General features: G+C 55.9%; 24 protein-coding genes. 7 read left to right on the forward strand and 17 right to left on the reverse strand.

From position 1 onward, the window contains the following. Nucleotides 1-9: 9 nt before the first annotated feature. The 11 genes from purF to C7476_RS06700 all read right to left on the reverse strand — a co-directional run bounded on the left by purF (nucleotide 10) and on the right by C7476_RS06700 (nucleotide 11012). Nucleotides 10-1470, reverse strand: a complete 1461-nt coding sequence (gene purF / locus C7476_RS06650; protein WP_483466855.1) for an amidophosphoribosyltransferase — start codon at nucleotides 1468-1470, stop codon at nucleotides 10-12. 202 nt (nucleotides 1471-1672) lie between these two features. Beyond that, nucleotides 1673-2278: a CvpA family protein gene (locus C7476_RS06655; RefSeq protein ID WP_112527851.1), complete on the reverse strand. Its 606-nt coding sequence runs from the start codon at nucleotides 2276-2278 to the stop codon at nucleotides 1673-1675. Nucleotides 2279-2319: 41 nt separating this feature from the next. Continuing rightward, nucleotides 2320-3720 (reverse strand): DNA repair protein RadA, encoded by a 1401-nt coding sequence (gene radA / locus C7476_RS06660; protein WP_112527853.1) that lies wholly within the window; start codon nucleotides 3718-3720, stop codon nucleotides 2320-2322. Further along, nucleotides 3720-4886 (reverse strand): alanine racemase, encoded by a 1167-nt coding sequence (alr, locus tag C7476_RS06665; RefSeq protein ID WP_114429438.1) that lies wholly within the window; start codon nucleotides 4884-4886, stop codon nucleotides 3720-3722. Before alr ends, radA begins: the two co-directional genes overlap by 1 nt. Nucleotides 4887-4890: 4 nt before the next feature. Further along, on the reverse strand, nucleotides 4891-6384 hold the full coding sequence (locus C7476_RS06670) for a replicative DNA helicase (RefSeq protein ID WP_114429126.1): 1494 nt from the start codon (nucleotides 6382-6384) through the stop codon (nucleotides 4891-4893). 273 nt (nucleotides 6385-6657) lie between these two features. After that, nucleotides 6658-7938, reverse strand: coding sequence for a cyclopropane fatty acid synthase (locus tag C7476_RS06675; RefSeq protein WP_114429127.1), 1281 nt, complete (start codon nucleotides 7936-7938; stop codon nucleotides 6658-6660). A gap of 193 nt (nucleotides 7939-8131) precedes the next feature. Further along, complete coding sequence (gene rplI / locus C7476_RS06680) at nucleotides 8132-8701, reverse strand: 50S ribosomal protein L9 (RefSeq protein WP_114429128.1); 570 nt, start codon at nucleotides 8699-8701, stop codon at nucleotides 8132-8134. A 26-nt stretch (nucleotides 8702-8727) separates the two neighbouring features. Further along, nucleotides 8728-9699 carry a DUF2232 domain-containing protein gene (locus tag C7476_RS06685; protein WP_114429129.1) on the reverse strand — a complete coding sequence of 324 codons (972 nt, stop codon included), beginning with the start codon at nucleotides 9697-9699 and terminating at the stop codon, nucleotides 8728-8730. 143 nt (nucleotides 9700-9842) lie between these two features. Continuing rightward, nucleotides 9843-10091, reverse strand: coding sequence for a 30S ribosomal protein S18 (rpsR, locus tag C7476_RS06690; protein WP_008128538.1), 249 nt, complete (start codon nucleotides 10089-10091; stop codon nucleotides 9843-9845). Continuing rightward, nucleotides 10091-10516, reverse strand: a complete 426-nt coding sequence (rpsF, locus tag C7476_RS06695) for a 30S ribosomal protein S6 (RefSeq protein ID WP_106664746.1) — start codon at nucleotides 10514-10516, stop codon at nucleotides 10091-10093. Before rpsF ends, rpsR begins: the two co-directional genes overlap by 1 nt. Nucleotides 10517-10790: 274 nt before the next feature. Next, the gene (locus tag C7476_RS06700) at nucleotides 10791-11012 is read right to left on the reverse strand and encodes a type II toxin-antitoxin system HicB family antitoxin (protein ID WP_114429130.1); all 222 of its coding nucleotides are present in this window, start codon (nucleotides 11010-11012) and stop codon (nucleotides 10791-10793) included. A 369-nt stretch (nucleotides 11013-11381) separates the two neighbouring features. Between C7476_RS06700 and fabD the strand changes: the two genes are divergently transcribed. The 7 genes from fabD to gmk all read left to right on the forward strand — a co-directional run bounded on the left by fabD (nucleotide 11382) and on the right by gmk (nucleotide 17821). Next, nucleotides 11382-12326, forward strand: coding sequence for an ACP S-malonyltransferase (gene fabD, locus C7476_RS06710; RefSeq protein ID WP_114429132.1), 945 nt, complete (start codon nucleotides 11382-11384; stop codon nucleotides 12324-12326). Between the two features lie 11 nt (nucleotides 12327-12337). Beyond that, on the forward strand, nucleotides 12338-13075 hold the full coding sequence (fabG, locus tag C7476_RS06715) for a 3-oxoacyl-[acyl-carrier-protein] reductase (protein ID WP_114429133.1): 738 nt from the start codon (nucleotides 12338-12340) through the stop codon (nucleotides 13073-13075). A 260-nt stretch (nucleotides 13076-13335) separates the two neighbouring features. Next, a complete protein-coding gene (locus tag C7476_RS06720; protein WP_091880344.1) occupies nucleotides 13336-13572 on the forward strand; it encodes an acyl carrier protein in 237 nt (78 codons plus the stop codon). A gap of 105 nt (nucleotides 13573-13677) precedes the next feature. Beyond that, on the forward strand, nucleotides 13678-14940 hold the full coding sequence (fabF, locus tag C7476_RS06725) for a beta-ketoacyl-ACP synthase II (RefSeq protein WP_114429134.1): 1263 nt from the start codon (nucleotides 13678-13680) through the stop codon (nucleotides 14938-14940). A gap of 72 nt (nucleotides 14941-15012) precedes the next feature. Beyond that, nucleotides 15013-16239: an endolytic transglycosylase MltG gene (mltG, locus tag C7476_RS06730; RefSeq protein ID WP_425373953.1), complete on the forward strand. Its 1227-nt coding sequence runs from the start codon at nucleotides 15013-15015 to the stop codon at nucleotides 16237-16239. A gap of 44 nt (nucleotides 16240-16283) precedes the next feature. After that, nucleotides 16284-17171, forward strand: a complete 888-nt coding sequence (locus tag C7476_RS06735; protein WP_114429136.1) for a YicC/YloC family endoribonuclease — start codon at nucleotides 16284-16286, stop codon at nucleotides 17169-17171. A gap of 2 nt (nucleotides 17172-17173) precedes the next feature. Continuing rightward, nucleotides 17174-17821, forward strand: coding sequence for a guanylate kinase (gene gmk / locus C7476_RS06740; protein WP_114429137.1), 648 nt, complete (start codon nucleotides 17174-17176; stop codon nucleotides 17819-17821). Here the strand turns inward: gmk and rsmA are convergent. The 6 genes from rsmA to C7476_RS06770 all read right to left on the reverse strand — a co-directional run bounded on the left by rsmA (nucleotide 17818) and on the right by C7476_RS06770 (nucleotide 25415). Continuing rightward, entirely contained in the window at nucleotides 17818-18639 is an 822-nt protein-coding gene (gene rsmA, locus C7476_RS06745) for a 16S rRNA (adenine(1518)-N(6)/adenine(1519)-N(6))-dimethyltransferase RsmA (RefSeq protein WP_114429138.1), read from the reverse strand. The genes gmk and rsmA overlap by 4 nt on opposite strands. Continuing rightward, nucleotides 18636-19649, reverse strand: a complete 1014-nt coding sequence (gene pdxA, locus C7476_RS06750; protein ID WP_114429139.1) for a 4-hydroxythreonine-4-phosphate dehydrogenase PdxA — start codon at nucleotides 19647-19649, stop codon at nucleotides 18636-18638. The genes rsmA and pdxA overlap by 4 nt, the downstream gene beginning before the upstream one ends. Before the next feature lie 15 nt (nucleotides 19650-19664). After that, a complete protein-coding gene (locus tag C7476_RS06755) occupies nucleotides 19665-20618 on the reverse strand; it encodes a SurA N-terminal domain-containing protein (RefSeq protein WP_114429140.1) in 954 nt (317 codons plus the stop codon). A gap of 141 nt (nucleotides 20619-20759) precedes the next feature. Further along, complete coding sequence (locus tag C7476_RS06760) at nucleotides 20760-23123, reverse strand: LPS-assembly protein LptD (RefSeq protein ID WP_181872369.1); 2364 nt, start codon at nucleotides 23121-23123, stop codon at nucleotides 20760-20762. A gap of 1 nt (nucleotide 23124) precedes the next feature. After that, nucleotides 23125-24213, reverse strand: a complete 1089-nt coding sequence (gene lptG, locus C7476_RS06765; RefSeq protein ID WP_114429142.1) for an LPS export ABC transporter permease LptG — start codon at nucleotides 24211-24213, stop codon at nucleotides 23125-23127. Further along, a complete protein-coding gene (locus C7476_RS06770; protein ID WP_114429440.1) occupies nucleotides 24213-25415 on the reverse strand; it encodes an LptF/LptG family permease in 1203 nt (400 codons plus the stop codon). Before C7476_RS06770 ends, lptG begins: the two co-directional genes overlap by 1 nt. Nucleotides 25416-25655 lie beyond the last annotated feature (240 nt).

Consider the following 25655-nt stretch of genomic DNA (forward strand, 5'->3'; position numbering starts at 1 on the left):
AAAGTGAACTCAACCGTTATTTGCGAGAAGCGAGAACTGGCGAACGTTACTCGCCCCATCCTTGTCGAGAAGCCGCGTCGGATAATCGCCAGTGAAATAGTGATCAGTGAACAGCGGCGAGCGCGGATCGCGGGGAGCCCCGCTGACAGCCTTGTAAAGCCCGTCGATCGACAGGAATGCCAGGGAATCGGCTCCGATGTAGTCGCACATCGCAGCAAGGTCCGCATACTGGTTGGCCAGCAGCTTGTCCGCGTCGGGTGTGTCGATGCCGTAGAAATCCGGATGGAAGATCATGGGACTGGCAACGCGGATATGCACCTCGAGCGCACCGGCGTCACGGATCATCTGCACGATCTTGACCGAAGTGGTACCGCGCACGATGGAATCATCCACAAGTACAACGCGCTTGCCTTCGATGACGGCACGATTGGCCGAATGCTTCAACTTTACGCCGAAGGCGCGGATCGACTGGGTTGGCTCGATGAATGTACGGCCGACATAATGATTGCGGATGATGCCAAGCTCGAAGGGAATGCCGCTTGCCTGGGCAAAGCCAATGGCTGCCGGAGTGCCGCCATCGGGAACTGGAACCACCACATCGGCCTCAAGCGGCGCTTCCTTGGCGAGATTGATGCCCATGTTCTTGCGGGCAGTGTAGACATTGCGTCCGCCAACGACCGAGTCCGGACGGGCGAAGTAAACGTATTCAAACAGGCAAAGCCGTTCGCGCTTTGGATTCTGCGGCTTGTAAGTATCTATGCTGATCGACCCATCTGTCTGAATTTCGCAGACCACTACTTCGCCATTCTCGATATCGCGGACGAATTTCGCACCGATAATGTCAAGCGCACAGGTTTCGGAAGCGAAAATCGGCTTGCCGTCGAGTTCGCCCATCACGAGCGGGCGAATGCCGATCGGGTCACGCGCGGCGATGAGCTTGGTGCGGGTGAGGGCGAGCATCGCATAACCGCCTTCCATCTGGCGGATCGCGTCGATGAAGCGATCGCTGGATGAGGCGTGGCGTGAACGGGCGATAAGGTGCAGCACGACTTCGGTATCGGAATTGGACTGGCAGATGGCGCCATCGGCAATCAGCTGGCGGCGCAGTGTGAGGCCGTTGGTGAAATTGCCATTGTGGGCAATGGCGATGCCGCCGACTTCGAGTTCGGCCAGAAGCGGCTGCACGTTGCGCAGAACCGTATCGCCGGTGGTCGAATAGCGTACATGGCCGATCGCCCGGTCGCCGGGCAGTTGTGCAAGGGTTGCCGGATTGGTGTAGTGGTCTCCGACGAGACCCATGCGGCGTTCCGAACAAAACTGTTTCCCGTCATAGGAGACGATACCGGCTGCTTCCTGGCCGCGATGCTGCAGGGCGTGCAGCCCGAGCGCGGTCAGGGTCGCGGCGTCGGGATGCCCCAAAATGCCAAACACACCGCACTCTTCATGCAGTGTGTCGTCATCCAGGGACATCAATTGATTATCGTTACGAGAAATGTCGGTCATTGCCGCCAGCCCTTCCGCCCCAAGATTACCTTGGCCAAGATAATCGGGGATCGAGTCAATTGTGCCTATTTCGCATTATGCCACGTATATGGAGCATTACCAAGTAAACGCCAAGGCCTGATAAATGCCAATATTGACGCAGTTGTGTTCTTAGAGCCTCTAAACTGCATCAAGGCTGGTTTGTTGACCCTTCCGGCGGAATGTCTTCCTTGGGCTCCGGTGTTGTCGTGGTGCCGTCGGGTGCTGCATCCGGCGCCGCTGTCGTACCGGGCTTCAGGCGGTTGAGGATGGTTGATTCCGGGTCTTCCGGCAACAGGCTGATCAATTTTGTACCCAGCTGATCGATCATCGGCTTGGATTTTGCCTGACCAACCCATGCCGGCTGGTTCTCGGGAACAAGCCAATTGAAGAACAGCATGGCGACAACGACGAGAAGAATGCCTCGCGCTGCGCCGAAAAGGAAACCCAGCGTACGATCGAGTGCGCCGATACGGCTGTCGATGATGAAATCGGCAATCTTCATTGTAATGATCGACACGACAATCAACGTAACGACGAAGACGAGGCCAGCCGCTGCGATCTGGGCAATTGTATCATTGCTGATATAGGGCGTAAGGAAGGGAATGACCGGCTTATAGAAGAGATATGCAGCTGCGGCTGCAGCTGCCCAGGAAACTACCGACAAAACTTCGCGCGAAAAGCCGCGCACCATGGCCAAAACCGCCGAAACGAGAGTGATGCCCAATAGAATTCCGTCAAGCAACGTTATTGGCATTTAAGTTCATCCCCATATTCAGTCTGGCCGATACTATCTGGTCAGTCGTCGCGTTGTCTCTTGTCAGGTCCAGATGCCGCAATCCGGGCCACTAGGTCCGGCAGCGAAGCGGTTTCTGTCAGACGAGCATTGCCGTTCTTTGCCACGTCGTTGCTTCCCTTGGGAAGAACAGCCTGCTTGAACCCAAGCTTATCTGCCTCCTTCAGCCTCTGCACAGCATGCGCCACCGGGCGAACCGCACCAGATAAACTGACTTCGCCGAAATAGACGCAATCTGCGGGAAGGGCAATACCGGCAATTGAGGAAACCAGCGCAGATGCAACTGCAAGGTCTGCTGCCGGCTCGGTTATTCGATATCCGCCGGCCACATTCAGATAAACGTCGTGCTGACCGAACCTTACGCCGCAATGCGCTTCGAGTACGGCGAGAATCATCGACAGCCGGTTTCCATCCCACCCGACAACCGCGCGGCGCGGCGTGCCAAGCGTCGAGGGTGCAACCAGAGCCTGGATTTCGACGAGTATCGGCCGAGTGCCTTCCATGCCTGCAAAAACCGCAGCTCCCGGCGACTTTTCATTGCGTTCACCCAGGAAAAGCTCGGAAGGATTGGCGACTTCGCGCAATCCCTTGTCTGACATTTCGAACACGCCGATCTCGTCTGTTGGACCAAAACGGTTCTTCACGGTCCTCAAGATGCGGTAATGGTGGCCGCCTTCGCCTTCGAAATAGAGTACGGCATCGACCATGTGCTCGATCACGCGAGGCCCTGCGATCTGACCCTCCTTCGTCACGTGCCCTACGAGAACAACTGCTGCGCCGGTCTGTTTGGCATAGCGGATCATGGCTTGAGCGCCGGCTCGCACCTGCGTCACTGTGCCGGGGGCAGAATCGGCGGCGTCTGTCCACAATGTCTGGATCGAATCGATAATGATCAAATCTGGCCGCTTCGAATCGGAGATGGTCGCCAAAATATCTTCGACATTGGTTTCGGCCGCGAGCAGCACGTCGGTATCGGCAGCGTGCAATCGCTGCGCGCGCAGCCTGATTTGCGCCACTGCCTCTTCACCCGAAACGTAAACGACGCGGTGGCCCTGGCGGGCGAGGGCAGCAGCAGCCTGCGTCAGCAATGTGGATTTACCGATGCCGGGATCGCCGCCGATGAGAATCGCCGAACCGCGGACAAAACCTCCACCGGTCACACGATCCAGTTCGCCGATTCCTGACTGGATGCGCGGTGCATCCTCGATTTCGCCGGAAAGCGTGGTCAGCGCTACTGCGCGACCTTTACGCGATGATAGCTTGCCTGGCCCGCTACCAATGCCGCCAGCCGTACCTTCCTCGACAAGCGTGTTCCACTCGCCGCACTCATCGCACTTGCCCGCCCAGCGGGTGTGCACTGCACCGCAGTTCTGACAGATAAATTGAATTCTTGGCTTTGCCATCAATTACTTTCGGATTTGAGATAGCGCCGGTGATAGCGAGTACCAAGGCTGGTAAGCAACTCATATCCGATCGTTCCGGCGGCGCGGGCAGCGTCGTCCAACGCAATATTTCGGCCAAAGAGTTCAATGTAGTCCCCTGGGCTGACCGCATCCACTGGAAGATCGGTGACATCGAACGATGTAAGATCCATGGTGACGCGACCAATAATCGGAACTTTGCTCCCGGCAACAAAGCCTTCGCCGCCGTTGGGTACGGCGCCGCGCAACGGCACACCGCTGCCCGATGCGGAACGGAGATAGCCATCCGCATAGCCTACCGAGCAAACCGCAATACGCGTGTCGCGTTTAAGCGTCGTGGTAGCGCCGTAACCTACGGTTTCGCCCTTCGCCCCCGTACGAATCTGTACGATCCGGGCTTCCAGTGTCACGACTGGGCGCATGGGATTGGCGGTGGCCGAAAATGGTTCGCCGCCATACATGGCAACGCCGGGGCGGCTGAGTTCATATTCACCTATACGTGTGTGAAAAATGCCCGGGGAATTTGCTATACTTGATTCAATTCCTGCAAAAGCCCCGCGAAGTTTTTGAAATGATTCAATTTGCTTTAGGTTCAACCCATGCGCCTGATCGTCAGCCGTGGCAAGATGCGTCATCAGTAGAACCGGTTTTTGGCCCCGCATATCAGCCGCGAAAACCAGTGCTTCCTCCAGGGTGAGGCCGAGACGGTTCATACCGGTGTCCACATGCAGTGCAAAGGGAAGTTTTTCCTTCCGACGCGCATTCAGGCGCTTCCACAAATCGAGTTCATGGACCGAGCCAAGAACAGGAATGAGATCCGATTGGCCATAGGCTCCGAATGCTTCGGCAAAAAACCCGTTGAGCACAAACACCCGCGCATCAGGCGCGACAGCTTTTACCCGCAGACCTTCCTCGGCCAGCGCGACAAAGAACGTTCGGCATCCAGCCTGCCACAACACCGGTACGACATGTACAATGCCGAGGCCGTAGGCGTCGGCCTTGACGACGGCACTGGCCTCCGCAGGCTTCGATTTTTCGGCGAGGAACAGCCAATTGGCGGCAAGCACATCGAGATCGACTGTTAACCGCCCTCCGGCTAGTCGAGGATCTGCACCGGTCGTGATGGTTTGAGGCTTTTTGGCAGTCAAAGGTTCACTCAAACCGTTCAGGAAGATGCGAATCTTCGGCAAGGTCGGTAAAGCGGGTAAATTCCGCCTGGAACGCCAGTCTTACCGTGCCTGTCGGGCCGTGACGTTGCTTGGCAACGATGACTTCCGCCTTGCCCGTAGCCTCGTTGAGATCGGCCTGCCATTTGAAATGCTCTTCTGTACCGGGCTTCGGTTCCTTGTTTTTGATGTAATATTCGTCGCGGTAAACGAACAGCACAACGTCCGCGTCCTGCTCGATCGAACCGGATTCACGCAAGTCGGAAAGTTGCGGGTGCTTGTCTTCGCGGCTTTCCACCTGACGAGACAGCTGGGACAGGGCGATGATCGGCGTGTTCAATTCCTTGCCAAGCGCTTTCAGACCCGTGGTGATTTCGGTAATTTCCTGTACGCGGTTTTCCGACGCGCGCTTTGACGACCCTTGCATGAGCTGAATATAGTCGATGACCAGAACGTCGAGCCCGCGCTGGCGCTTCAGCCGGCGCGCTCGCGCTGCGAGCTGGGCAATCGAAATACCGCCGGTCTGATCGATATAAAGCGGCACTTTCTGCATGTGCTGCGAACACGCAACCAGCTTTTCGAAGTCGGCTTCACTGATTTCACCGCGACGGATTTTCGACGAACTGATCTCCGATTGCTCGGAAATGATACGCGTGGCCAGCTGTTCCGACGACATTTCGAGCGAGAAGAAGCCGACGACCCCGCCATTCTTGGCCTTGAACGTACCGTCCGCCAATTGTTCGGGTTCGTAGGCTGCGGCAATGTTGAATGCGATGTTGGTCGCAAGCGAGGTTTTCCCCATGCCGGGACGGCCCGCAAGCACGATCAAGTCGGAGGGCTGGAGGCCGCCCATGCGCGCATCGAGCGCGCGAATGCCAGTCGAAATACCGGACAAGTGCCCGTCGCGCATAAACGCCGCGTTGGCCATGTCGACGGCCGTTTTGACCGCATCGGTAAATGTCTGGAACCCGCCGTCGTAGCGGCCGGTTTCTGCGAGTTCGAACAGCCGTCGTTCCGCATCTTCGATCTGGCCCTGCGGCGCCACGTCAACCGGCGCATCATAGGCTATGTTGACCATGTCTTCGCCGATGGTAATCAAAGCCCGGCGCGTGGCGAGATCGTAGATCGCCCGGCCGTAATCTTCGGCGTTGATGATTGTCACCGCCTCGGCAGCGAGGCGGGCGAGATATTGCATCACCGTCATTTCGCCGATTTTGGCGTCAGCGGGCATGAATGTCTTCAGCGTCACCGGATTCGCCATCTTGCCCATGCGAATCATATCGGAAGCGACTTCGAAGATCTTGCGGTGTAGCGGTTCGTTGAAATGGGTCGGCTTCAGAAAGTCCGAAACCCGGTAAAACGCGTCATTGTTGACGAGAATGGCACCCAACAGGGCCTGTTCAGCCTCTATATTGTTAGGGGCCTCGCGGTAAAGCGCTCCTTGAGCCTCGTTGATCTTGCGTACCGTAGCTTCAGCCATTTCAAATTTTCCTGTTCCTCGATCAACATGGCCACGGCGTTTTTAACGACGCAATGCGGAGGCGGACTATACATTTCCGTCCACAGCAAGAAGTACAAAACAGGATGTTACAGCTTGACTCAGAGCCACCGATTTGGCGCGTGATTCGCAGATGACAGTGTATACCCGCAACGCTCAATGTCGCAATTTTGGCGCAGTGGAAAATACAAAAAATCCATCCGCAAATCGCCCTGCGGATGGTTTTTGATGTTAGACGGTAGTCTGTTGTCGGACTTACCGCCCGGCGACTGATTCCTTGGTCTCCACCTGGCTGTTGGCGGAGCTGCGCTCACATTCGAGGCGCTTGAGCCGTTTTTCTTCCTTCTCGATATAGTTCCGGGTTAGCGGCACCGCTTCTTGCCGATGTGCGAGCTGGATCTGGAACACCACCAGGTTTTGCCAGCGGAACGCCGCTTCCGAAGCCGCAAGATAGAACTCCCACATGCGGCAGAACCGTTCATCATAGATCGCTTTGGCCTTCTCGCGATTCGCCATGAATCGTTCGCGCCAGATACGCAAAGTGTCCGCGTAGTGCAGCCGGAGAATCTCGATATCGGTGACAACGAGGCCAGCCTTTTCGATGTGCGGCAGCACTTCCGAAAGCGCTGGAATATAACCGCCGGGAAATATGTATTTCTGGATGAAGGCGTTCGTGTAGGAGGGGCCATCCGAGCGTCCGATGGAGTGCAGCAGGAATACGCCGTCCTTCTTCAAAAGCCGCGCGGTGTGCTGGAAATACTCCGGGAAGTGTCCGATACCGACATGCTCAAACATGCCAACGGACACGATGCGGTCGAAGGTCTCTTCGATAGTCCGGTAGTCCCGCAAGCTGAATTGTGCTTGGGCAGTCAGGCCTTCTTCAAATGCGCGCTTGTTGGCGATACCGAATTGCTCTTGCGACAGCGTTACGCCGGTCACATCGGCTTCGAGGTGCTTGGCGAGGTAGATTCCGAGTCCGCCCCAGCCGCAACCGATGTCGAGCGTCTTGTGCCCCTTTTTCAACAACAGTTTCGCTGCGATGTGTCGTTTTTTCGCAAGCTGCGCTTCTTCAAGCGTTGCATCCGGCCGTTCAAAGTAGGCACAGGAGTATTGCATGTCGGTATCGAGAAACAACCTGTAGAGATCTTCGGAGAGATCATAGTGGCGCTGAACGTTGCTGGACGCGCGGGTCAGCGTATTCATCTGATGCAAGCGACGGGTAGCCCGGCGAATGCCTTCGATCGCCAACATCCAGGGTTCCTTGGCGACAGTCGCCCCGGTATTCTCGAAAATAATCTTGAGGACGTCATAAATATCGCCTTCGAGAACGTCGATATCCCCGTTCATATAGGCTTCCGGGAAATGCAGCGATGGATCGAAGGCGATCTTCCGTTCGGCCGCTGCACTGTTGATGCGAAAGGCGAATTGCTCTCCGGTTCCATCACCGAAAGTTTGAGTTTTACCGGAAGAGTCTGTGATAACCAAAGTGCCAGTGTAGATCATCCGCGAGAGTGCGGCTTTGAGTATGGCATTCATGAACAATCTCCATCATTGACGATAGAGCTCGGCCATTGGCAGGCTCGGGAGGTGAGCCGTGGTCGGGCGTGGTAGGACAAACAAATCTAATCGTTTTTTTGTTCCTGAAAAGCAAAAAAATACCCGGCACTGCTGCCGGGTACTTTCAAAATGTTGATGAGATCATTCGAAAGAATGATCTATCGAAGAAAGATCAGGCGTTCTCTTCACCTTCTTCGTCCTCGTCGAAGAATTCGTCCGCAAGGGGAACTTCTTCGATACCGTAGATCGCCTCGGCAGAGGTAAGATCTTCGCCCTTTACCTGACGCTCGGCTTCATCTGCAGTACGAGCAATGTTGATCGTGACCGTTGCTTCAACTTCCGGATGAAGTGTCAGCACGATCTTGTGCAGGCCAATGGTCTTGATCGGCGTGTTCAGTTCAACCTGGTTACGGTTGATCGAGAAGCCTTCGGCGGTGATCAGATCAGCGATATCGCGTGTCGAAACTGAACCGTAGAGCTGACCGGTTTCGCCAGCCGAACGAACGGCGATGAACGACTTGCCGTCGAGCTTTTCGGCGATCGCCTGTGCTTCCGTCTTGCGTTCGAGGTTGCGTGCTTCGAGCTGCGCGCGCTGGCCCTCGAACTTCTTCTTGTTGGCTTCGTTGGCGCGAAGAGCCTTGCCCTGTGGCAACAGGAAATTACGGGCAAAGCCGTCCTTTACCTTGACTGTTTCACCCATCTGGCCGAGGCGGCTGATACGTTCGAGAAGAATGACTTCCATTTGAATAATCCTTGTCTGTTTTAATGTTAATTGTCGTTGCTAGGTGGTGTTGTATTCGCAGCCTTCGAGACCGGGGCGTTGCGCGACGTGTCGAACAAACCGGCAAGAAGGAAGAGGAAAAGGACAAAGGCGAAAAGCAGAACCGCGAGGTAAGCGAACCACAGTGCCACTGGACGCCATGGTGCGCCGCGCGTTCTTGCATGCAGTATCGCGAAACCCGCCATCGTGAAACCGGCACCGAGTGCGCCGGCTATTGCGGTTGCGGCGTAGCCGATGCCGCCCGGCAGGAAGCAGGCAGCGCAAGCGATGGCGAAGATGATAAGCGCGGAGCGAGGCATGCGCAGCGCCCGCGGCCAGTCATCATGCGGTCGGCGTAGTTTGCCGGAAGCGGCCGTCAACCGCAGTGCCAGATAGAGATTGGCGACGATTATCGTCACCCATATGGCAGGCTGCAGAGCGGGCAATACACGCACGACAAACAGTGCCATGCTCTGCGCAACGTCGGCATTGGCGGCAAGTTCAGGGTTGCTTGCGGCAAGCTGCTGCCCCAGTGATTTCGCCAGTTCGCCTGCAAGTTCATCGCCAAATCCGACGAGCATGCCGATTGCAATGAAACTGGCTGCCACAATCAGCGCCAGGCGCAGCAGAGTATCGGCGAGCGGATACCAGACCATGACGTCCTTCGGTCCACCGATTTCATCGGCAGGGCGTGCGAGGCCGGTAAAGTACGATGCAGCGGCGGCAGGGAGCGCAGTGATCAGGACCACGATAAGGGCCGCCATTGGCGCGGCAAGCACGGATACGGCGACAGCCATGGAAAGGGCGGCAATCAAGCCGGCGGCCGTACCCCAGCCGAGAGCAGCTACAAAAATAGGCAGTGGCGAAAACAGCAACAGCGCCATGGCGAGGGTCGATTGCGTGATAACGCCGATCGAAAGCAATGCAGCGGAAAAACCCGCTAACACACCTACACCAAAATCTTTTGCAGTCAGTTTCATTTCACTCGCTGTCCTGCTTGTTTCAGCAGTTAGAGGTGGCCGCTAGGCCATAACCTCAACTCGGGTTTTCTAAATCACCAGACCCGCGCCCATCGCGGATGGTGGAATGAGGCGGCGGGTCGAAACCCACCGCCTCTGTTTTATTATTTTACAACGTATGGCAGCAGGCCGAGGAAACGGGCACGCTTGATCGCCTGAGCGAGTTCGCGCTGCTTCTTCTGGCTGACAGCCGTGATACGGGAAGGAACGATCTTGCCACGCTCGGAAATGTAGCGCGACAGGAGCTTTACGTCCTTGTAGTCGATCTTTGGCGCATTGGCGCCCGAAAACGGGCAGGTCTTGCGGCGGCGATGGAACGGACGGCGGGTCGGGATCTGATTGATATCAACCATTATTCTGCTCCTTCACCGGCTTCGTCACGCGGACGGCGTGGACGGCGCGGACGGTCGTCGTCGCGGCCACCGAACTTGTTGTCGTCGCGGTCGCGGCGATCGTCACGGCGAGCGAGCATGGCCGACTGGCCTTCCTCGTGTTCGTCAACGCGGATCGTCATGAAACGCAGGACGTCTTCGTTGATGCGCTGCTGACGCTCGAGCTCGGCAACAGCTGCTGCAGGAGCAGTGATGTTGAGCAGGGAGTAATACGCCTTGCGGTTCTTGTTTATGCGATAGGTGAGAGCACGGAGCCCCCAGCTTTCAATACGCCCGACTGTGCCGCCATTGGTCTCGATGATACCCTTGTACTGTTCTACAAGCGCATCGACCTGCTGCTGCGAAATATCCTGTCGAGCAAGGAACACATGTTCATAAAGAGCCATTGTCTTTGCCTTTCTTCGTTAATATTGCCCGGAATCAACGGTAAACCTCTGCGAATCTCTCTGCCGGAGACCGGCGAAGAAAGGACGCTGATGGAGACGATCGAGAGCGGAGACACGGGAGGCTGAAGCTCTTATGCTTCGACGGATCGAAATCCGGCCCTCCGTTCAGCCCCCAGCTGACGCCGAGCAATGAACGGGCGCTCTATACGGGCAAATGCCCAAATAAGCAACCCGCCTGACAGATTTTCTAAGTATGGGCGTAAATTGCGTATAATCAGGCAAATGTCAGTTTCTGAGAGGGTGCTGGAATGTCGCGGCCCAACTCACTGGCGGCCTCGATCCAGGCTTCGATTGCATCATAAGCGTTGTGTACCGCCTCTTCGGGCGTATCACCATCACTCATGCAGCCTGGAAGATCAGGTACATAAGCACCAAATCCTCCGCCATCCTCATCAGCGAGAGGAGAAACAACGACCGGATATTTATGATAGGTCACGTGAATTCCTCACAGCTTCAACAAACTCGATGAGTTTCCGTATATATACAGGCTTGATAGGTCTTTTAAAAGGGATCGTTAAAATCTCGTACTGTGATGCGTGTGAAACTTTGTAGTGAGAACTGCCAGAGCGTGACCTCTTGCAGATAATTTCAAACTCCTTGCAAACGGCCTGAATATCTTCAATGCGCCAGTCCGCCTTTGGATTCCAGCGCATCTGGTGGTCGACGACAGTCAATCTATCACTTAGCCTAAGTCAAGCATGCCTAGCGTCAGTTGTATCATTGCATCAAAGCTTGACTTCGTGCTTGCCTGTAGGCACATCGCGCGTCAGATTCACACTGTAAGCAACCTTTGGAGGCGCAGCTTATGTCCATTGCATTCACCTTTCCGGGCCAGGGAAGCCAGGTTGTCGGCATGGGCAAGGCTCTGGCGGAGAATTTCCCCGAGGCGCGTTCTGTTTTCGACGAGGTGGACGAAGCTCTGGGCGAGAAGCTGTCTTCGATCATCTGGGAAGGCCCGGAAGAAACTTTGACGCTGACCGCCAATGCGCAGCCCGCACTGATGGCCGTATCCATCGCCGTATTCCGCGTGCTGGAGTCCAAGGGCGTATCCTTGAAGGATAAGGTTGCCTACGTTGCCGGCCATTCTCTCGGCGAATATTCGGCGCTTTGTGCAGCAGGCACATTCTCGCTATCCGATACGGCGCGCCTCTTGCGCATTCGCGGCAATGCGATGCAGAAGGCGGTTCCGGCGGGCGAGGGCGCCATGGCCGCCATTATCGGCCTTGAGCATGAAGACGTCGAAGCAATTTGTGCCGAAGCGGCGAAACAGGGCCCCGTTCAGATCGCCAATGATAATGGCGGCGGTCAGTTGGTGATTTCCGGTGCGAAGGGCCCTGTCGAGGTAGCGGCGGCGCTGGCATCCGCCAAAGGTGCCAAGCGCGCGATCATGCTGCCGGTTTCCGCTCCTTTCCACTCTACGTTGATGGAGCCCGCCGCCGGGGCCATGCGCGTCGCATTGGCCGATGTTTCCAAAAACGATCCGGTCGTGCCGCTTATTGCCAATGTCCGTGCTGCGCCCGTCAAGTCTGCGGCGGAAATCGCCGCATTGCTGGTTGAGCAAGTGACGGGACAAGTGCGCTGGCGCGAGACGGTAGAATGGTTTGGCAATAATGGGGTCACAACGCTCTACGAAATCGGTGCGGGTAAAGTGCTGACTGGTCTTGCGCGCCGTATTAATAAGGACATATCCGGTATTGCTATCGGAACGCCGGAAGACATCGATGCGGCAGTCGCTGCCTTGAACGCTTAAAGGAACGCGCAATGTTTGATCTCACAGGCCGCAAGGCTCTTATCACGGGTGCGACGGGTGGCATCGGCGAGGCAATCGCTCGTGCGCTCCATGCACGGGGTGCAGTCGTGGGTCTCCATGGCACCCGTATGGAGAAGCTGGAAGCGCTGGCGTCTGATTTTAGCGATCGGGCAATGATCTTCCCGGCTGATCTTTCGAATCGGGGCGAAGTCAAAGCGCTCGGCGAAAAGGCCGAAGCCGATCTTGGAGGCGTTGATATTCTCATCAACAACGCGGGCATCACCAAAGACGGCCTGTTCGTGCGCATGAGCGATGCGGACTGGGACAATGTGCTTGAAGTCAATCTGACTGCAGTTTTCCGTCTGACCCGCGAACTCACGCATCCGATGATGCGCCGTCGCTATGGCCGCGTCATCAACATAACTTCGGTCGTGGGCGTGACAGGTAATCCGGGTCAAACCAATTATGTCGCTTCCAAAGCCGGACTCATCGGCTTCTCCAAATCCTTGGCGCAGGAAATCGCCAGCCGCAACGTCACGGTCAACTGCGTTGCACCGGGTTTCATCGAATCGGCAATGACTGACAAGCTCAACGATAAACAGAAAGAAAGCATCATGTCGGCAATTCCCATGCGCCGCATGGGTACGGGCGCCGAAGTTGCTTCGTCGGTTGTCTATCTTGCCAGCAATGAAGCATCCTATGTCACGGGTCAGACAATTCACGTCAACGGTGGCATGGCGATGATCTGATCGGTTTGCATCAATCGTATCCACCGGTATCGGTATCAATCACATTTATGAGATTGAGACCGCGAATAAAGCGTGATAAGTCGCGCACCAGTCTGGGCAGTCAAATCGATTTGATGTCCTTTCAGTTCCGCAAGGAATGAACCGCAAGGACGGGTGTTTTAGCTGTTAAACAGGGCAGAACAACCATCTTATTGCTTGATTAGAGTCATCCGTGCCGCTAACCAAGGCATAGGGAAAAACAAACAGGTCGAGGTTTCCACATGAGTGATACTGCAGAACGCGTCAAGAAAATCGTTATTGAACATCTGGGCGTTGATGCCGAGAAAGTCACCGATGGTGCGAGCTTCATCGACGATCTGGGCGCCGACAGCCTTGATACTGTCGAGCTCGTGATGGCTTTTGAAGAAGAGTTTGGCGTCGAAATCCCGGACGATGCTGCCGAGACGATTCTGACAGTCGGCGATGCCGTTAAGTTCATCGACAAAGCATCTGCCTGATTTTTGTTCGGCCCCGCAGCGATCGTGATATAAGGTGCTTAACCTTGCTCGTTCATGCGTTGGGCCGGAAACAATCATGTTGCATTGGATAGTTAAGGATCTGCCATGAGGCGTGTTGTCATAACCGGCCTTGGGCTGGTTTCTCCTCTCGCATCCGGGGTTGAACTAACCTGGTCGCGGCTTCTTGCCGGCCAGAGTGGCGCCCGGCGTGTGACGGAATTTGAAGTTGAAGATCTTCCCTGCAAGATCGCCTGCCGTATTCCGGTGGGTGATGGCTCTGATGGTACATTTAATCCGGATGATTGGATGGAACCCAAAGAGCAGCGCAAGGTCGATCCTTTCATTGTTTACGCCGTTGCGGCTGCAGACCAGGCGCTTGCAGATGCCAAATGGGCGCCGGAAAGCGATGAAGACCAGATCCGTACGGGTGTTTTGATCGGATCGGGCATTGGTGGTCTCGAGGGCATTGTCGAAGCAGGCTATACACTTCGCGACAAAGGCCCCCGACGCATCTCGCCCTTCTTCATCCCCGGTCGTCTGATAAACCTGGCTTCCGGCCAGGTATCGATCAAACATAAGTTGCGGGGTCCAAATCATGCAGTCGTTACCGCTTGCTCCACCGGTGCACACGCTATCGGCGACGCCTCGCGTTTGATCGCATTCGGCGATGCCGATGTGATGGTGGCCGGTGGCACCGAGTCGCCAGTCAGCCGCATTTCGCTAGCCGGCTTTGCTGCATGCAAGGCGTTGTCCACTGCCAGAAACGACGATCCGACAACCGCGTCGAGACCCTATGATGAAGACCGCGATGGTTTTGTGATGGGTGAGGGTGCCGGCGTTGTCGTCCTTGAAGAGCTGGAGCATGCCCTGGCTCGCGGCGCCAAGATTTATGCCGAGATCATCGGCTATGGCCTATCCGGCGATGCGTATCACATCACCGCACCGTCAGAGAGCGGTGAGGGCGCACAGCGCTCTATGGAAATGGCTTTGAAGCGCGCAGGCATTACGCCGGGCGATGTGGATTACATCAACTCGCACGGCACTTCGACAATGGCCGATACGATTGAACTCGGTGCGGTCGAACGCGTTGTCGGCGATGCCGCTTCGAAAATATCGATGTCATCCACCAAATCTTCCATCGGTCATCTTCTTGGTGCCGCTGGCTCGACAGAAGCTATTTTCTGCGTGCTGGCGATCCGCGACAATATCGCTCCTGCAACGATCAATCTCGATAAGCCTTCCAAGGAAACGAAGATCGATCTGGTTCCGCACAAGCCGCGCGAACGCAAGATCGATATCGCGCTGTCCAATTCCTTTGGGTTTGGCGGTACCAATGCCTCGCTCGTGATGCGGCGTTATCAACAGTGATTGATTTTATGGCGGAGCGCTCTCGCGTTTTTGCCATAATCACAATCGATTCTACCGGCGTCAGCCGGTATCATGCCCCGAGGTGCTTGCGTGAGCTCAGATCAGCAGTCTGAAGAGACAAACGGTTCAGCGGCCAACACGCCGGATCGTAAGCCGATTGTCCCGCAATCGGCTTCTGAAGCATTGCGTCCGGAACCAGGTACACCACCACCTCTGCCGAAGCGACGCTCTCGTCGGGCCCGCAGCCAGATCGTTGTTTTTGCCAATTTCATGCTGTCGCTCGTCGTGCTGGTGGTTCTTGCTGCCGCGGCCGCGGTATACTTTGGCAAGCTGGCGTTCAACGAGCCTGGACCTAGCGATGTTACAACCAACTACGTCGTGAAGAGCGGTACCGGGATTGTCGAGATAGCCGACGGGCTGGAAAGGCGTGGCATTATCAGTGATGCCCGGGTCTTTAAATACGGCGTTCAGGCCTATGGCCATCAGGGAGACATGAAAGCCGGCGAATATGAAATCAAGGCGCATGCGTCCATGCGAGAGATCATGGATCTGTTGCGCAGCGGAAAATCCGTACTTCGTTCGCTGACGATTCCGGAAGGTCTTACCGTCGATCAGATTTTCCAGCGGGTGCGCGAGGATGACGTGCTTGTTGGCGATTTGCCGGCAATCATGCCCAGTGAAGGCTCGCTCTTCGCTAATACAATGCGTTTTTCTCGCGGCACAACGCGCGAGGAACTCATCAAGAAGATGCAGGCCGATCAGAAAAAGCTGGTTGAAGACATATGGGAGCGCCGCGATCCCAAGATTCCGTTGAAAACCATTGAAGAGTTCGTGACGCTCGCCTCCATCGTCGAAAAAGAGACTGGCAAGGCGGACGAGCGTCCACGCGTTGCCGCCGTCTTCATCAACCGGTTGAACAAGCGCATGCGCCTCCAATCCGATCCAACGATCATTTATGGTTTGTTTGGTGGCAAGGGCAAGCCTTCGGACCGCCCGATCCTGAAGTCAGATCTTGAGAAGCCGACGCCTTACAATACTTATACGATCAATGGCCTGCCACCCGGGCCGATCGCAAATCCTGGTCGTGATGCGCTGGAAGCCGTCGCTCATCCGTCGCAGACCAAGGACCTTTATTTCGTTGCCGATGGCACTGGCGGACATGTATTTGCCGAGACGCTTGAAGAACACAATGATAATGTGAAACGCTGGCGCGACGTCGAGAAAAATCGCCTCGATGAGGCCGCCAAGGCGGCAACCGGTGACAAGAATGCATTGCCGGATGCAACTGGCGGAAATTGATACTGGAAGGCCAAAGGAGTGGCCTTTCGTTCCAGGGGGTAGACATGTCATTGCAAAGCATGACGGGATTTGCCCGTCACCTCCGGAACAGCGCCGGGGTGCAAATCTCGTGGGAAATCAAGTCGGTTAACGGCAAAGGTCTCGACGTGCGGTTTCGCCTGCCGGCCGGTCTTGAAACGATCGAGCAGAAAGCCCGCGCCCTTTTCAGCCAGCATTTCAAGCGCGGAAATTTTCAGGCGGCCGTTACCGTCGATCGCAGCGCGGGTGTTGCCAAGGCGATCATCAACGAACCACTTCTGAAGGAACTGGCAGCGATCGCTGCACGTCTGCGTGAAGATTACGGTCTGGCAGCATCCACACCAGAGGGCCTCATGGCGCTCCGTGGCGTCTTGGAGGCGCCGCAGGAGACGCCCAATCCGGAAGAACAGCGTAAGATTGAAGAGGCAGTACTGGCGGTTCTGGACGAAACAATGGTTCAACTGGTGCACAACCGCCAAGCCGAGGGCAAGGCGTTGGGCGAGATTTTGACTGTACAGATCGCGGCGATCGAGATGCTGGTGGAACAGGCGAGACTTGATCCAAGCCGCTCGTTTGATGCTATTCGCTCGCGTCTGGCTGCACAGGTCTCGCTGCTGCTCGATGCCGCTCCCGCATTGGACGAATCGCGGCTGTATATGGAGGCGGCGTTCCTTGCGACGAAGGCTGACATCCAGGAAGAGCTCGACCGGCTGGAAATGCATATCAGCGCCGCCCGCGATCTCCTGAAGCAAGGCAACGGTGTTGGCCGCAAGCTTGACTTCCTGACACAGGAATTCAACCGCGAAGCGAATACGCTTTGTTCGAAGGCCAATGCCGCTTCAATTACATCGATCGGACTTGACCTGAAAGCTGTTGTGGATCAATTGCGCGAGCAGATACAGAATCTGGAGTAACTATGCCCAACAGCATCAAAAGACGTGGTCTTATGCTCGTCCTGTCATCGCCGTCCGGGGCGGGTAAGTCGACGCTTGCCCGAATGCTGCTGACTGACAAGGAAAAGCTTGAGCTTGCGCTGTCGATCAGCGTGACGACACGGTCCCGCCGTCCCAGCGAAATCGAGGGCGTCCATTATCATTTCATCCAGACACGCGAGTTCGAGCGGCTGCGCGACAGCGACGCGTTGATCGAATGGGCGGAAGTCCACGGCAATTTCTATGGGACCCCGCGCGAGGCCGCGGAAAATGCGCTCGCGGACGGCCAGGATATGCTTTTCGACATCGACTGGCAGGGCGCGTTGCAGTTGCAGGAGAAGATGAAAGGCGATGTAGTCAGTATTTTCATCCTTCCTCCATCCATGGCCGCTTTAAAAGAGCGGCTGCATCGGCGTGCAGAGGACGCTGAAGACGTGATCAACATGCGTTTGGACAATGCGCGTAACGAGATCGAGCGTTGGCGCTCCTACGATTATGTCATTGTCAACGAAGATCTGGACCGCGCCTATCAGCAGGTTCAGTCAATCGTCACCGCCGAACGCCTGCGCCGAGACCGCTGCCCGGGTCTGTTCGATTTCGTCAGCAGTCTTCTCGATGAAAAGCTGGACTAAAGCGCATTCGCTAACGCTACGAACTCTTCGATTGATAGCGTTTCCGCCCGACGTGTCGGGTCGATCCCGACCTTGGCAAGCAGCGCTTCACCGCCAAGCGATTTGATGCTTTGCCGCAGCATCTTGCGCCTCTGGCCAAACGCAGCCTGGGTTACACGACCAAGCACTGCCGCGTCGCAGGCGAGCGGGGCCACACGCGGTACCAGATGGACGACCGAGGACGTAACCTTTGGCGGCGGTGTGAACGCCTGTGGCGGGACATCAAAAGTAATTTTCGCCTCGGTTCTCCAGCCGGCCAGCACGCCGAGACGGCCATAGGCATCCGAATCCGGACGCGCGACGATCCGCTCCGCCACTTCGCGCTGAAACATCAGCGTCAGCGACGCATAGAACGGTGGCCATGGTTCACTAAGTAGCCAACTGATCAGCAGTTGCGTGCCGACATTATAGGGGAGATTGGCGACGATCTTCACCTTGCTGCCGTTCGCTAACGCAGAGAAATCCGTATCCAGGGCGTCGCCGGCAATGACGCGAAGCCGGCCGTGGTAATGATCGGATATTTCCTGCAATGCGGCCAGGCAGCGTTCATCACGCTCGATGGCGATAACATTGGCGCCTTGGGCGAGGAGGGCACGCGTAAGGCCGCCAGGTCCGGGCCCCACCTCGATGACAGTCTGATCCTTGAGATCGCCTGCCTGGCGTGCAACTTTTCCTGTCAGGTTCAGATCGAGCAGAAAATTCTGCCCGAGAGACTTCTTTGCCATCAACTCATGGCGTTGGATAACTTCGCGCAGCGGTGGAAGGCTATCTATGCTCATGTGGCGAGTGTGCGGTTGGTCGCCAGTTCATCAGCAAGCCGCAGCGCTGCAATGAGGCTGTCAGGCTTGGCTCTGCCGGATCCTGCGATATCGAAGGCTGTGCCGTGGTCCGGCGAGGTACGCACGAAGGGCAGGCCGAGCGTAACATTGACGCTGTCGTCGAAACCCAACGTCTTGGCGGGGATCAGTGCCTGGTCGTGATACATGCAGATGGCGGCGTCATAGGTGGCTCGCGCATCGGCATGGAACATTGTATCCGCCGGGAGAGGCCCACGCGCATCGATACCTTCAGCACGCAACGTTTCCACCGCCGGCCGCACGGTGACTTCGTCTTCAATCCCCATACTGCCGCCTTCGCCCGCATGCGGGTTCAACCCGGCAATGGCAAGCCGTGGGTTGGCGATGCCGAACTGACTTTTGAGTGCCAGCGCAGTGATCCGGCAGACAGTCAGGATCGTCACCGTGTCGAGGACAGCAGGAACCTTGTTCAAGGCAATGTGAATAGTTACGGGAACTGCCCGTAGCAAGGGTCCAGCCAGCATCATCACCGGCGTTACAGCGTATCCCAGATGCTCGCCGGCAAGATGCGCCAAAAACTCCGTATGACCCGGAAATTTGAAGCCGGCCTCATAGAGCGGCTTCTTGGCGATGGGGCAGGTGACTATGGCGCGTGCGCGGCCGGCAAGCGTCAATGCCACGGCTTCTTCTATCGCTTCGATAGTTCCTGCTGCATTTTCGGCCAGTGGAACGCCGGGTTGATCCGATTGCCGGTGCTTCAGCGGCACGATCGGTAGCGCCTCGCCGAATATAGTCGCTGCGTTCTCGGGTGTTGCGATTTCCAGTGGAACATTGACGCCCAGCCTTGCGGCGCGCGCGGCAACTAACTCCGCGTCGGCAAGCAGAAAAAATGCAGGGAGCCGCATGTGCTCGCGCAATATCCATGCAGCGAGCGCGACGTCCGGCCCAATGCCCGAAGGATCACCGGAACTGACGGCGAGAGCGGCTTTCATGCCAATGCAATCCCATCATTCAGTGACGATCTTCGCCTTGCTGCGCAGTTCCTCGAGATATTTCTTGTCGACGGCTTCAGCTGACGCATCCGGCTTGCCATCGCCCGCGGCTGCTGTTGCTTCCTGGGAAAAGACGAGGCGGGCCACGCGATCGTCGGAGACTTGACGGGTGGCGCAAACCCCGAGAAATTCGACGCCCTTATCGGTATCCAAAGTCGTCGTCGCATGACCGACCGGTGTCGCTATGACCAGCTTCGACCATTCCGGCGGCAGTTCCTGCTCTACGAATTTGCCAAGATCGCGCACTGTGACATCCAGTGTGCCCTTGGCGATATCGCGCGTTGCCTGGCAGCCGCTGAAACGGCCACGCATGGCGTTGGCTTCACCCCGACGCTTGGCGAGAATGCCGCGATTATTGGCTGGGACGACGAATATCACCTGCTGCAGTTGATATTCAGTAGAGACGGGCTTCTTTCCGCCATCCTTGAGCATGCGTTGCACGGCGTCCTGCTCGGACACCCTGGTTCCACCCTGTGTGCGGTTCCGGGTAGCGAGCGCGCGGCCCCAACTCATCTGCATACGGATGTATTCTTTGAAGTGCTGCGGTGTCACGCCGGACTTGTCCAGCACGCCGTTAAGCTGATTGAGTGTCATCTTGTTATTGGTGGCAAAGCGCGCATAGGCGTCGTTCACTTCACTATCCGAAACAAGCAAATTGAGACGTTTCAGTTCCTGGCGTTTGAGCGCCTCGTCGGTCAACTCATCCCGCGCCTGCTGGGTAAGGTTTCCCTTTTTATGCTGAAGTTTCAAAAAGGCAGCACGCTTTGAAATATCGTAGTCGGTGATGGCGGCTCCGTTGACGACAATCTTGATCTCGCTTGCTGCAGCAGGCAATGTCACGCCGACCGTCAGAATAGAGCTCAATGCAGTGATCATCGCCGCTGCAAGAATATGCTTCCTCACCATCATTTCTCAACTTGTCCGATCATGGACCATTTTCGCGAAATGGACCCTGGTTTTTGTTCTTGTGATTTTCATTTCCTCTTTATTGTCGCTTTACTAAGGCAAAAGCATGACTGGCCGCAAGTGCGGCCAGCTTAGACAATAAGATTAGATGCCGCCGATATCGACTGGCTTGCCGATTCCCCACAAGGTCCGGAAGGAAATATTGAAGCCGAACGTTGAGGTCTTCTCCCCCTCGACGTTGTTTACGGTGACCGGTTGCTCCTGGGTGTAGTACATGCTGTACGTGAAACACTCGTCATCATAGGCTAGCGCAGCAGTACGCTTTACGAGCGTACTCGACACAAGATCATAAGTTCCGGAGCCAAGGAGCCGCCAATTTGGCGTCAACTTGGCCTGTCCACCGACAGTGACTTCCTGTCGGTCGTCGGGAAAGCCATAGGTTTCCTGCGCGGCGATGAAAGCATATTTCACATAAACAGAGCCATACTTACCAGCTGTCGTGGTTGCGACTGTTGCACGCTTGACTTCAAAATCATCCTTATCGAATCTTCCGCCAGTCGTGATATTGAACGCGCCTTTGTTTGCGCCGATCATCGCGACATAGTCGGATCGGGCCGATTCCAGTCCGGATTCGGCACCGGCATTGACGAAATCTGGCGATGCAAAGGAATTGAGCCCACCTAGCTGGAATGATTGGCCTGCTATACCATTCAAGCCCCAGCCATTATTGAAGGTACCGGAATAGCGGAGACCGAGATTGGCGCGGGTGCCGCCCTCAACGCGGTCATATCCCGAGAATTTGTCGCGTTCGAACAGGTTTGATGCATCGAAGACAAAACTCTGTGCGTCTTCATTCGGCAAGTCACCCGCATAGGATTCGTTGTTGCGAACAAAAAGTTGGGCCGTCGGCTCGAGCACGTGCGACGAGTTGGCGGCTGTAAACAGGATCGGCCATTTCGTTTCAAGGCCGGCGGTAGCCATGCCGCGGAAGACGTCGGAACGCACCTCACCGATACTGTTGTCGGCATTGACAAACGTGCCATCTGCATAAACACCATCGCCCCGTAGGGCGAGAAGTGGGGTAATGACCAGTCCGCTTGGGGTGATAAACGAGCGTTTCCATTCGGCTTCCCCGGTAATACGGCCGTCGTCACCTTCTATGCCGGCTATGTACCCGGTCCGGTCTTCACCACTGAAATTGCCGTCAAATTTGTCACGATGCAGGGCCTGCAAATTCAGATCGAAATTGAGTTCGCCACCCGCAACGGACTGCGTTGGTGTGTAGGCATAGTCGAGGCTGGGCAGCACCCAGGGCTGCTTTTCCTCGGAAGATCTCGAATCGGAGTCTTCAAAACCCTCTTGAACATGGAATCGGTAGAGACTGAGATCGAAATAATTGCGGTCGTGCAGGCCACGCAGATAGACCTGGTCGGTAATGTTATAGTTGTCATAGTCTGCGATGCCATAGCGATAGGCAAAAGCCTTGTCCGACTGTGCCAGGACGCTCCAGCCATACGTCCAGCGCGGGTTTATGTTGAACGCACCCGTCGATCCGATCATTCCCCGTGTAGTAGCATTTGCGTCGACCTCGTCGCCGTCAATGCTGTCAAACGCACCAGGATCCTGCTGGTCGATGCCAGCAAGCTTGATCGTATATTGACCATTGGCCAGCCGGTGACGCCACTCGGCCTCGCCCAGGAAGCCCTGCTGCGTATAGTAAGTTCCCTGCAACGTCAGGTCGTAGTTGGGAGCCAGTGCCCAGAAATAGGGCACTGTGACGCCGGAACCGAGTTCCGTTTCGTGGCGGTAGCTCGGAATCAGAAAGCCGCTCTTGCGCTTGACTGTGGGGTCGGCAATTTCGAACGCCGGCAGGAATGCCAGCGGCATGCCAAACATCTCGAAGCGGCCACGCTCAAAGCGAATGGTTTTTTTCTTGCCATTCCAGACAATTTTCTGGGCGCGAACTTGCCACAGCGGTGCCCGATCAGGCTTGGCCCGGCAGGGCTCGCACGCCGTGTAGATGCCATTGTTGAATGTCGTCAGCTCGCCGCCGATGCGCTCCGCGCTCTCGGCTGCAAAGCGGGTATTGTCGGCTGCTTCAACGCGCAATGCGTTGACGAAGCCTTCCTTGAAATCATCGGTAACATCGAGATTCTCCGCATAGATGCGGTTGCCGTCTTTCTCGACGATCTCGACCTTGCCTTCCGCTTTGAGGCGGCCGGTGTTCTGGTCATAGGTGACCTTGCGCGCCACGAGACGGTTTCCGTCATAATCGATCTGCACGCCGCCGACCGCGGAAATGGTCTTGGCATTGATGTCATAGACAAGCTCGTCAGATTCCAGCAGCAATTGTGCGTTTGGATCCGTTCTGACATTTCCAACAAGTGCGTCACCCGTCTGGGCGTAGGCTGGGAGCGAAATCCCGCCCGCAAGGCATAGCAAGGCCGTGCTGCACGCAAGGTGTGCAAGCCACGCCGGCAACACCGAGCGCGTTACATTCAATCCCACTCTAACCATCCTCCTTGTGCAACAGAAAGGAGACCCCAAAAAATGTTGCAATCAACACGGGTGTCCATGCGGCAACGAAAGGCGGAACGAATCCCGCATTACCAAATGCCTTGACCACAACAGTGACGACATAAAGCACGAAGCCTGCGAGGACGCCACCCAGAATCATCGTCCCCGATTGTCCGAACCGAACAAATTTCAACGAAACGGTTGCAGCAATTAAAGTCATCGCCATCAACAGAGCCGGCAAAGCCAATAAAGACTGGAAATGCATATCAAAAGCGTTGGCTGGATAGCCAAAAGAGCGAGCTGCGGCAATTTTGTTACGCAGCTCAAAAAAAGGTATGGTCTCGGGCCGCGCGAGGCTTTCTTCAACGAATTCAGGGCGCAGATGGGTCGGAATGCGCACGGTTTCCAAGGAAACGGGCGTCTCCCCCAACACAAATTTCGTCACCTGATTCAGTTGCCAAAAACCGTCATCCAGATCAGCGCTCTTGGCATCCAGCCGCTCGGTAACGTCCTGATTCTTGTCAAGTCGAATGAAGACGGCGTCGACCAGACGCAATCCACGGTTGACGATCGACTTGGAGCCGATGATCGTTTCGCCCTCTTCGGTTTTTTGCCGCAACCAGGGGACGCGATCTGCCGATACATCATTGGTTTTTCCGGCGCGCCAGTTTGCAGTTATCTGTTCGCTTCGCTCAAAACCATACGCAGCAAGCGGATTGATGACCAGCACAGCCGCCAGACCGAAAAGAAACGCCCCCGTACAGGCCGGCAGAAGAAACTGCCACGCCGAAACGCCGACAGAACGCGCGACGACCAGTTCATATTTGCGATTGAGCGAAATAAGCGTCGCCATCGCGGCAAACAGCGCGATGAAGGGAAATACCTGCTGCATGATGTAGGGAATGCGCATCACCGACAGCCCAAAGGCCCGAATCGCAGAATAATCGGGCAACGCAGACAGTTTTCCCGATAATTCGGTGAAGTCGAGGATCAGTGCCAACGCAAAACTGCCCATCAGGAAATAGCAGGTGATCGTCACATAGCGGAGGAAGAAGTAGCGCCCGAGCGTCCAGCCGATCATTACCGGTGTCCTCCGCGCTTGCGGCCGAATAATCTTGCGCCGGCGCTCGCAAATGCCACCTGCCTGGTTTCAAAAGTACGTTTGAACCAGTTACTCCACGTTGTCGGGATACCAATCTGGCGATTGGTAGCAAGCGCATAGATCGCGGAAAGCGCTGCGAGAATTGGAATTGCGAACAGCATTGGCAGCATCGACGCATTCTTGTCCGTGCTCTGCCCGGTCGAATATCCCAGCCAGAATACAATGAGACTGATCGTTATCGCCGTAAATGAAGCGGATATGCGCGCTTCGCGATGCGAGCGCGAGTCAGCAGCTGCGGCGAGGGAGATCAACGCAAACACGATCGGATACATCCAGTCCGTCAAGCGCTTGTAAAGCTCGGAAGTGTAGCGAAGTGGACGCTGTTGGTACTGTTTGTCGTTCGGATCCGGATTCATGAGATAATCGAGAGGACGATCCTTCGGAAAAATCGTGGCCTCCTTGTCGTCCGACGATAGAAATGCCGCAAGATCGAGAGCATAGGTATTGAACTTGATGATGGACACATTGCCGGTTTGCACATCGCGTCGATGAACCTCGCCATCCTTCATGATCAGCAGGCCTTGATCGGCGGTTTGGACGACAAGGCCTTCCTTGGCGTAATAAATAAGATCCGTCGTCTTGTCGCGCGAATCTGAAACGAACAGGCCCTGGATCGTGCCATTGGAATCGCGGTTCTCGATCTGGAGGTAAAGGTCCGTATCGATTTCCCGGAATGAGCCTTGTTGAACCACGAGATTGATAACATCGCCACGCGCCTCGGCCACCATCTGACGCATGTTCATCTGCGAATACGGCACGACAAAGTTGGAAATAAGGAAGGATGCAGCTGCGATGACGATCGCAAAAAGCATGACAGGACGGATGACGGCGGAGCGTGGCGCGCCAGCCGCATTGATGACCACCAGTTCTGAATCCTGGTTCATCGTCGAAAGTGTTTGCGTCACGGCAATCACCAGAGCAAACGGCATCACCACGGGAAATGCGGATGGAAGCAGGTTGGAGCTGAATTTCAGGATATAGTAGAAGCTCTGTCCGCTGGTCGTCAGAAAATTGATGCGGCCGAGCACCTGGACGATCCATGTGATTCCGACCGCTGAAAGCAGAACGGCAAAAAACATGACGACGATCCGTCGCAAGATGTATATCTCAATCAGGCGCATGTCATGTTTCGCAAAAAGAGTTCCGCCACCTTGTTCGATCAGCCGTTCATTAAAGCCCGACTGTTCAATCCATGCCATGGGAGCCAAGGCATTATTTTGAGCTTTATGGGACGAACCCGTTATATGTTCAACAAACCCGACATATGTTCAATCTAGTCAGGCTTGGCTAAAAATAGGCGAAGAAAGCTAGTTAACAAGGTCTTAGTCAATCCCTTCACGATCACCTCCTTCATTCATCAA

The sequence above is a fragment of the Phyllobacterium bourgognense genome, from assembly GCF_003337575.1.
In the GTDB taxonomy this organism is placed as follows: Bacteria; Pseudomonadota; Alphaproteobacteria; order Rhizobiales; family Rhizobiaceae; genus Phyllobacterium; species Phyllobacterium bourgognense.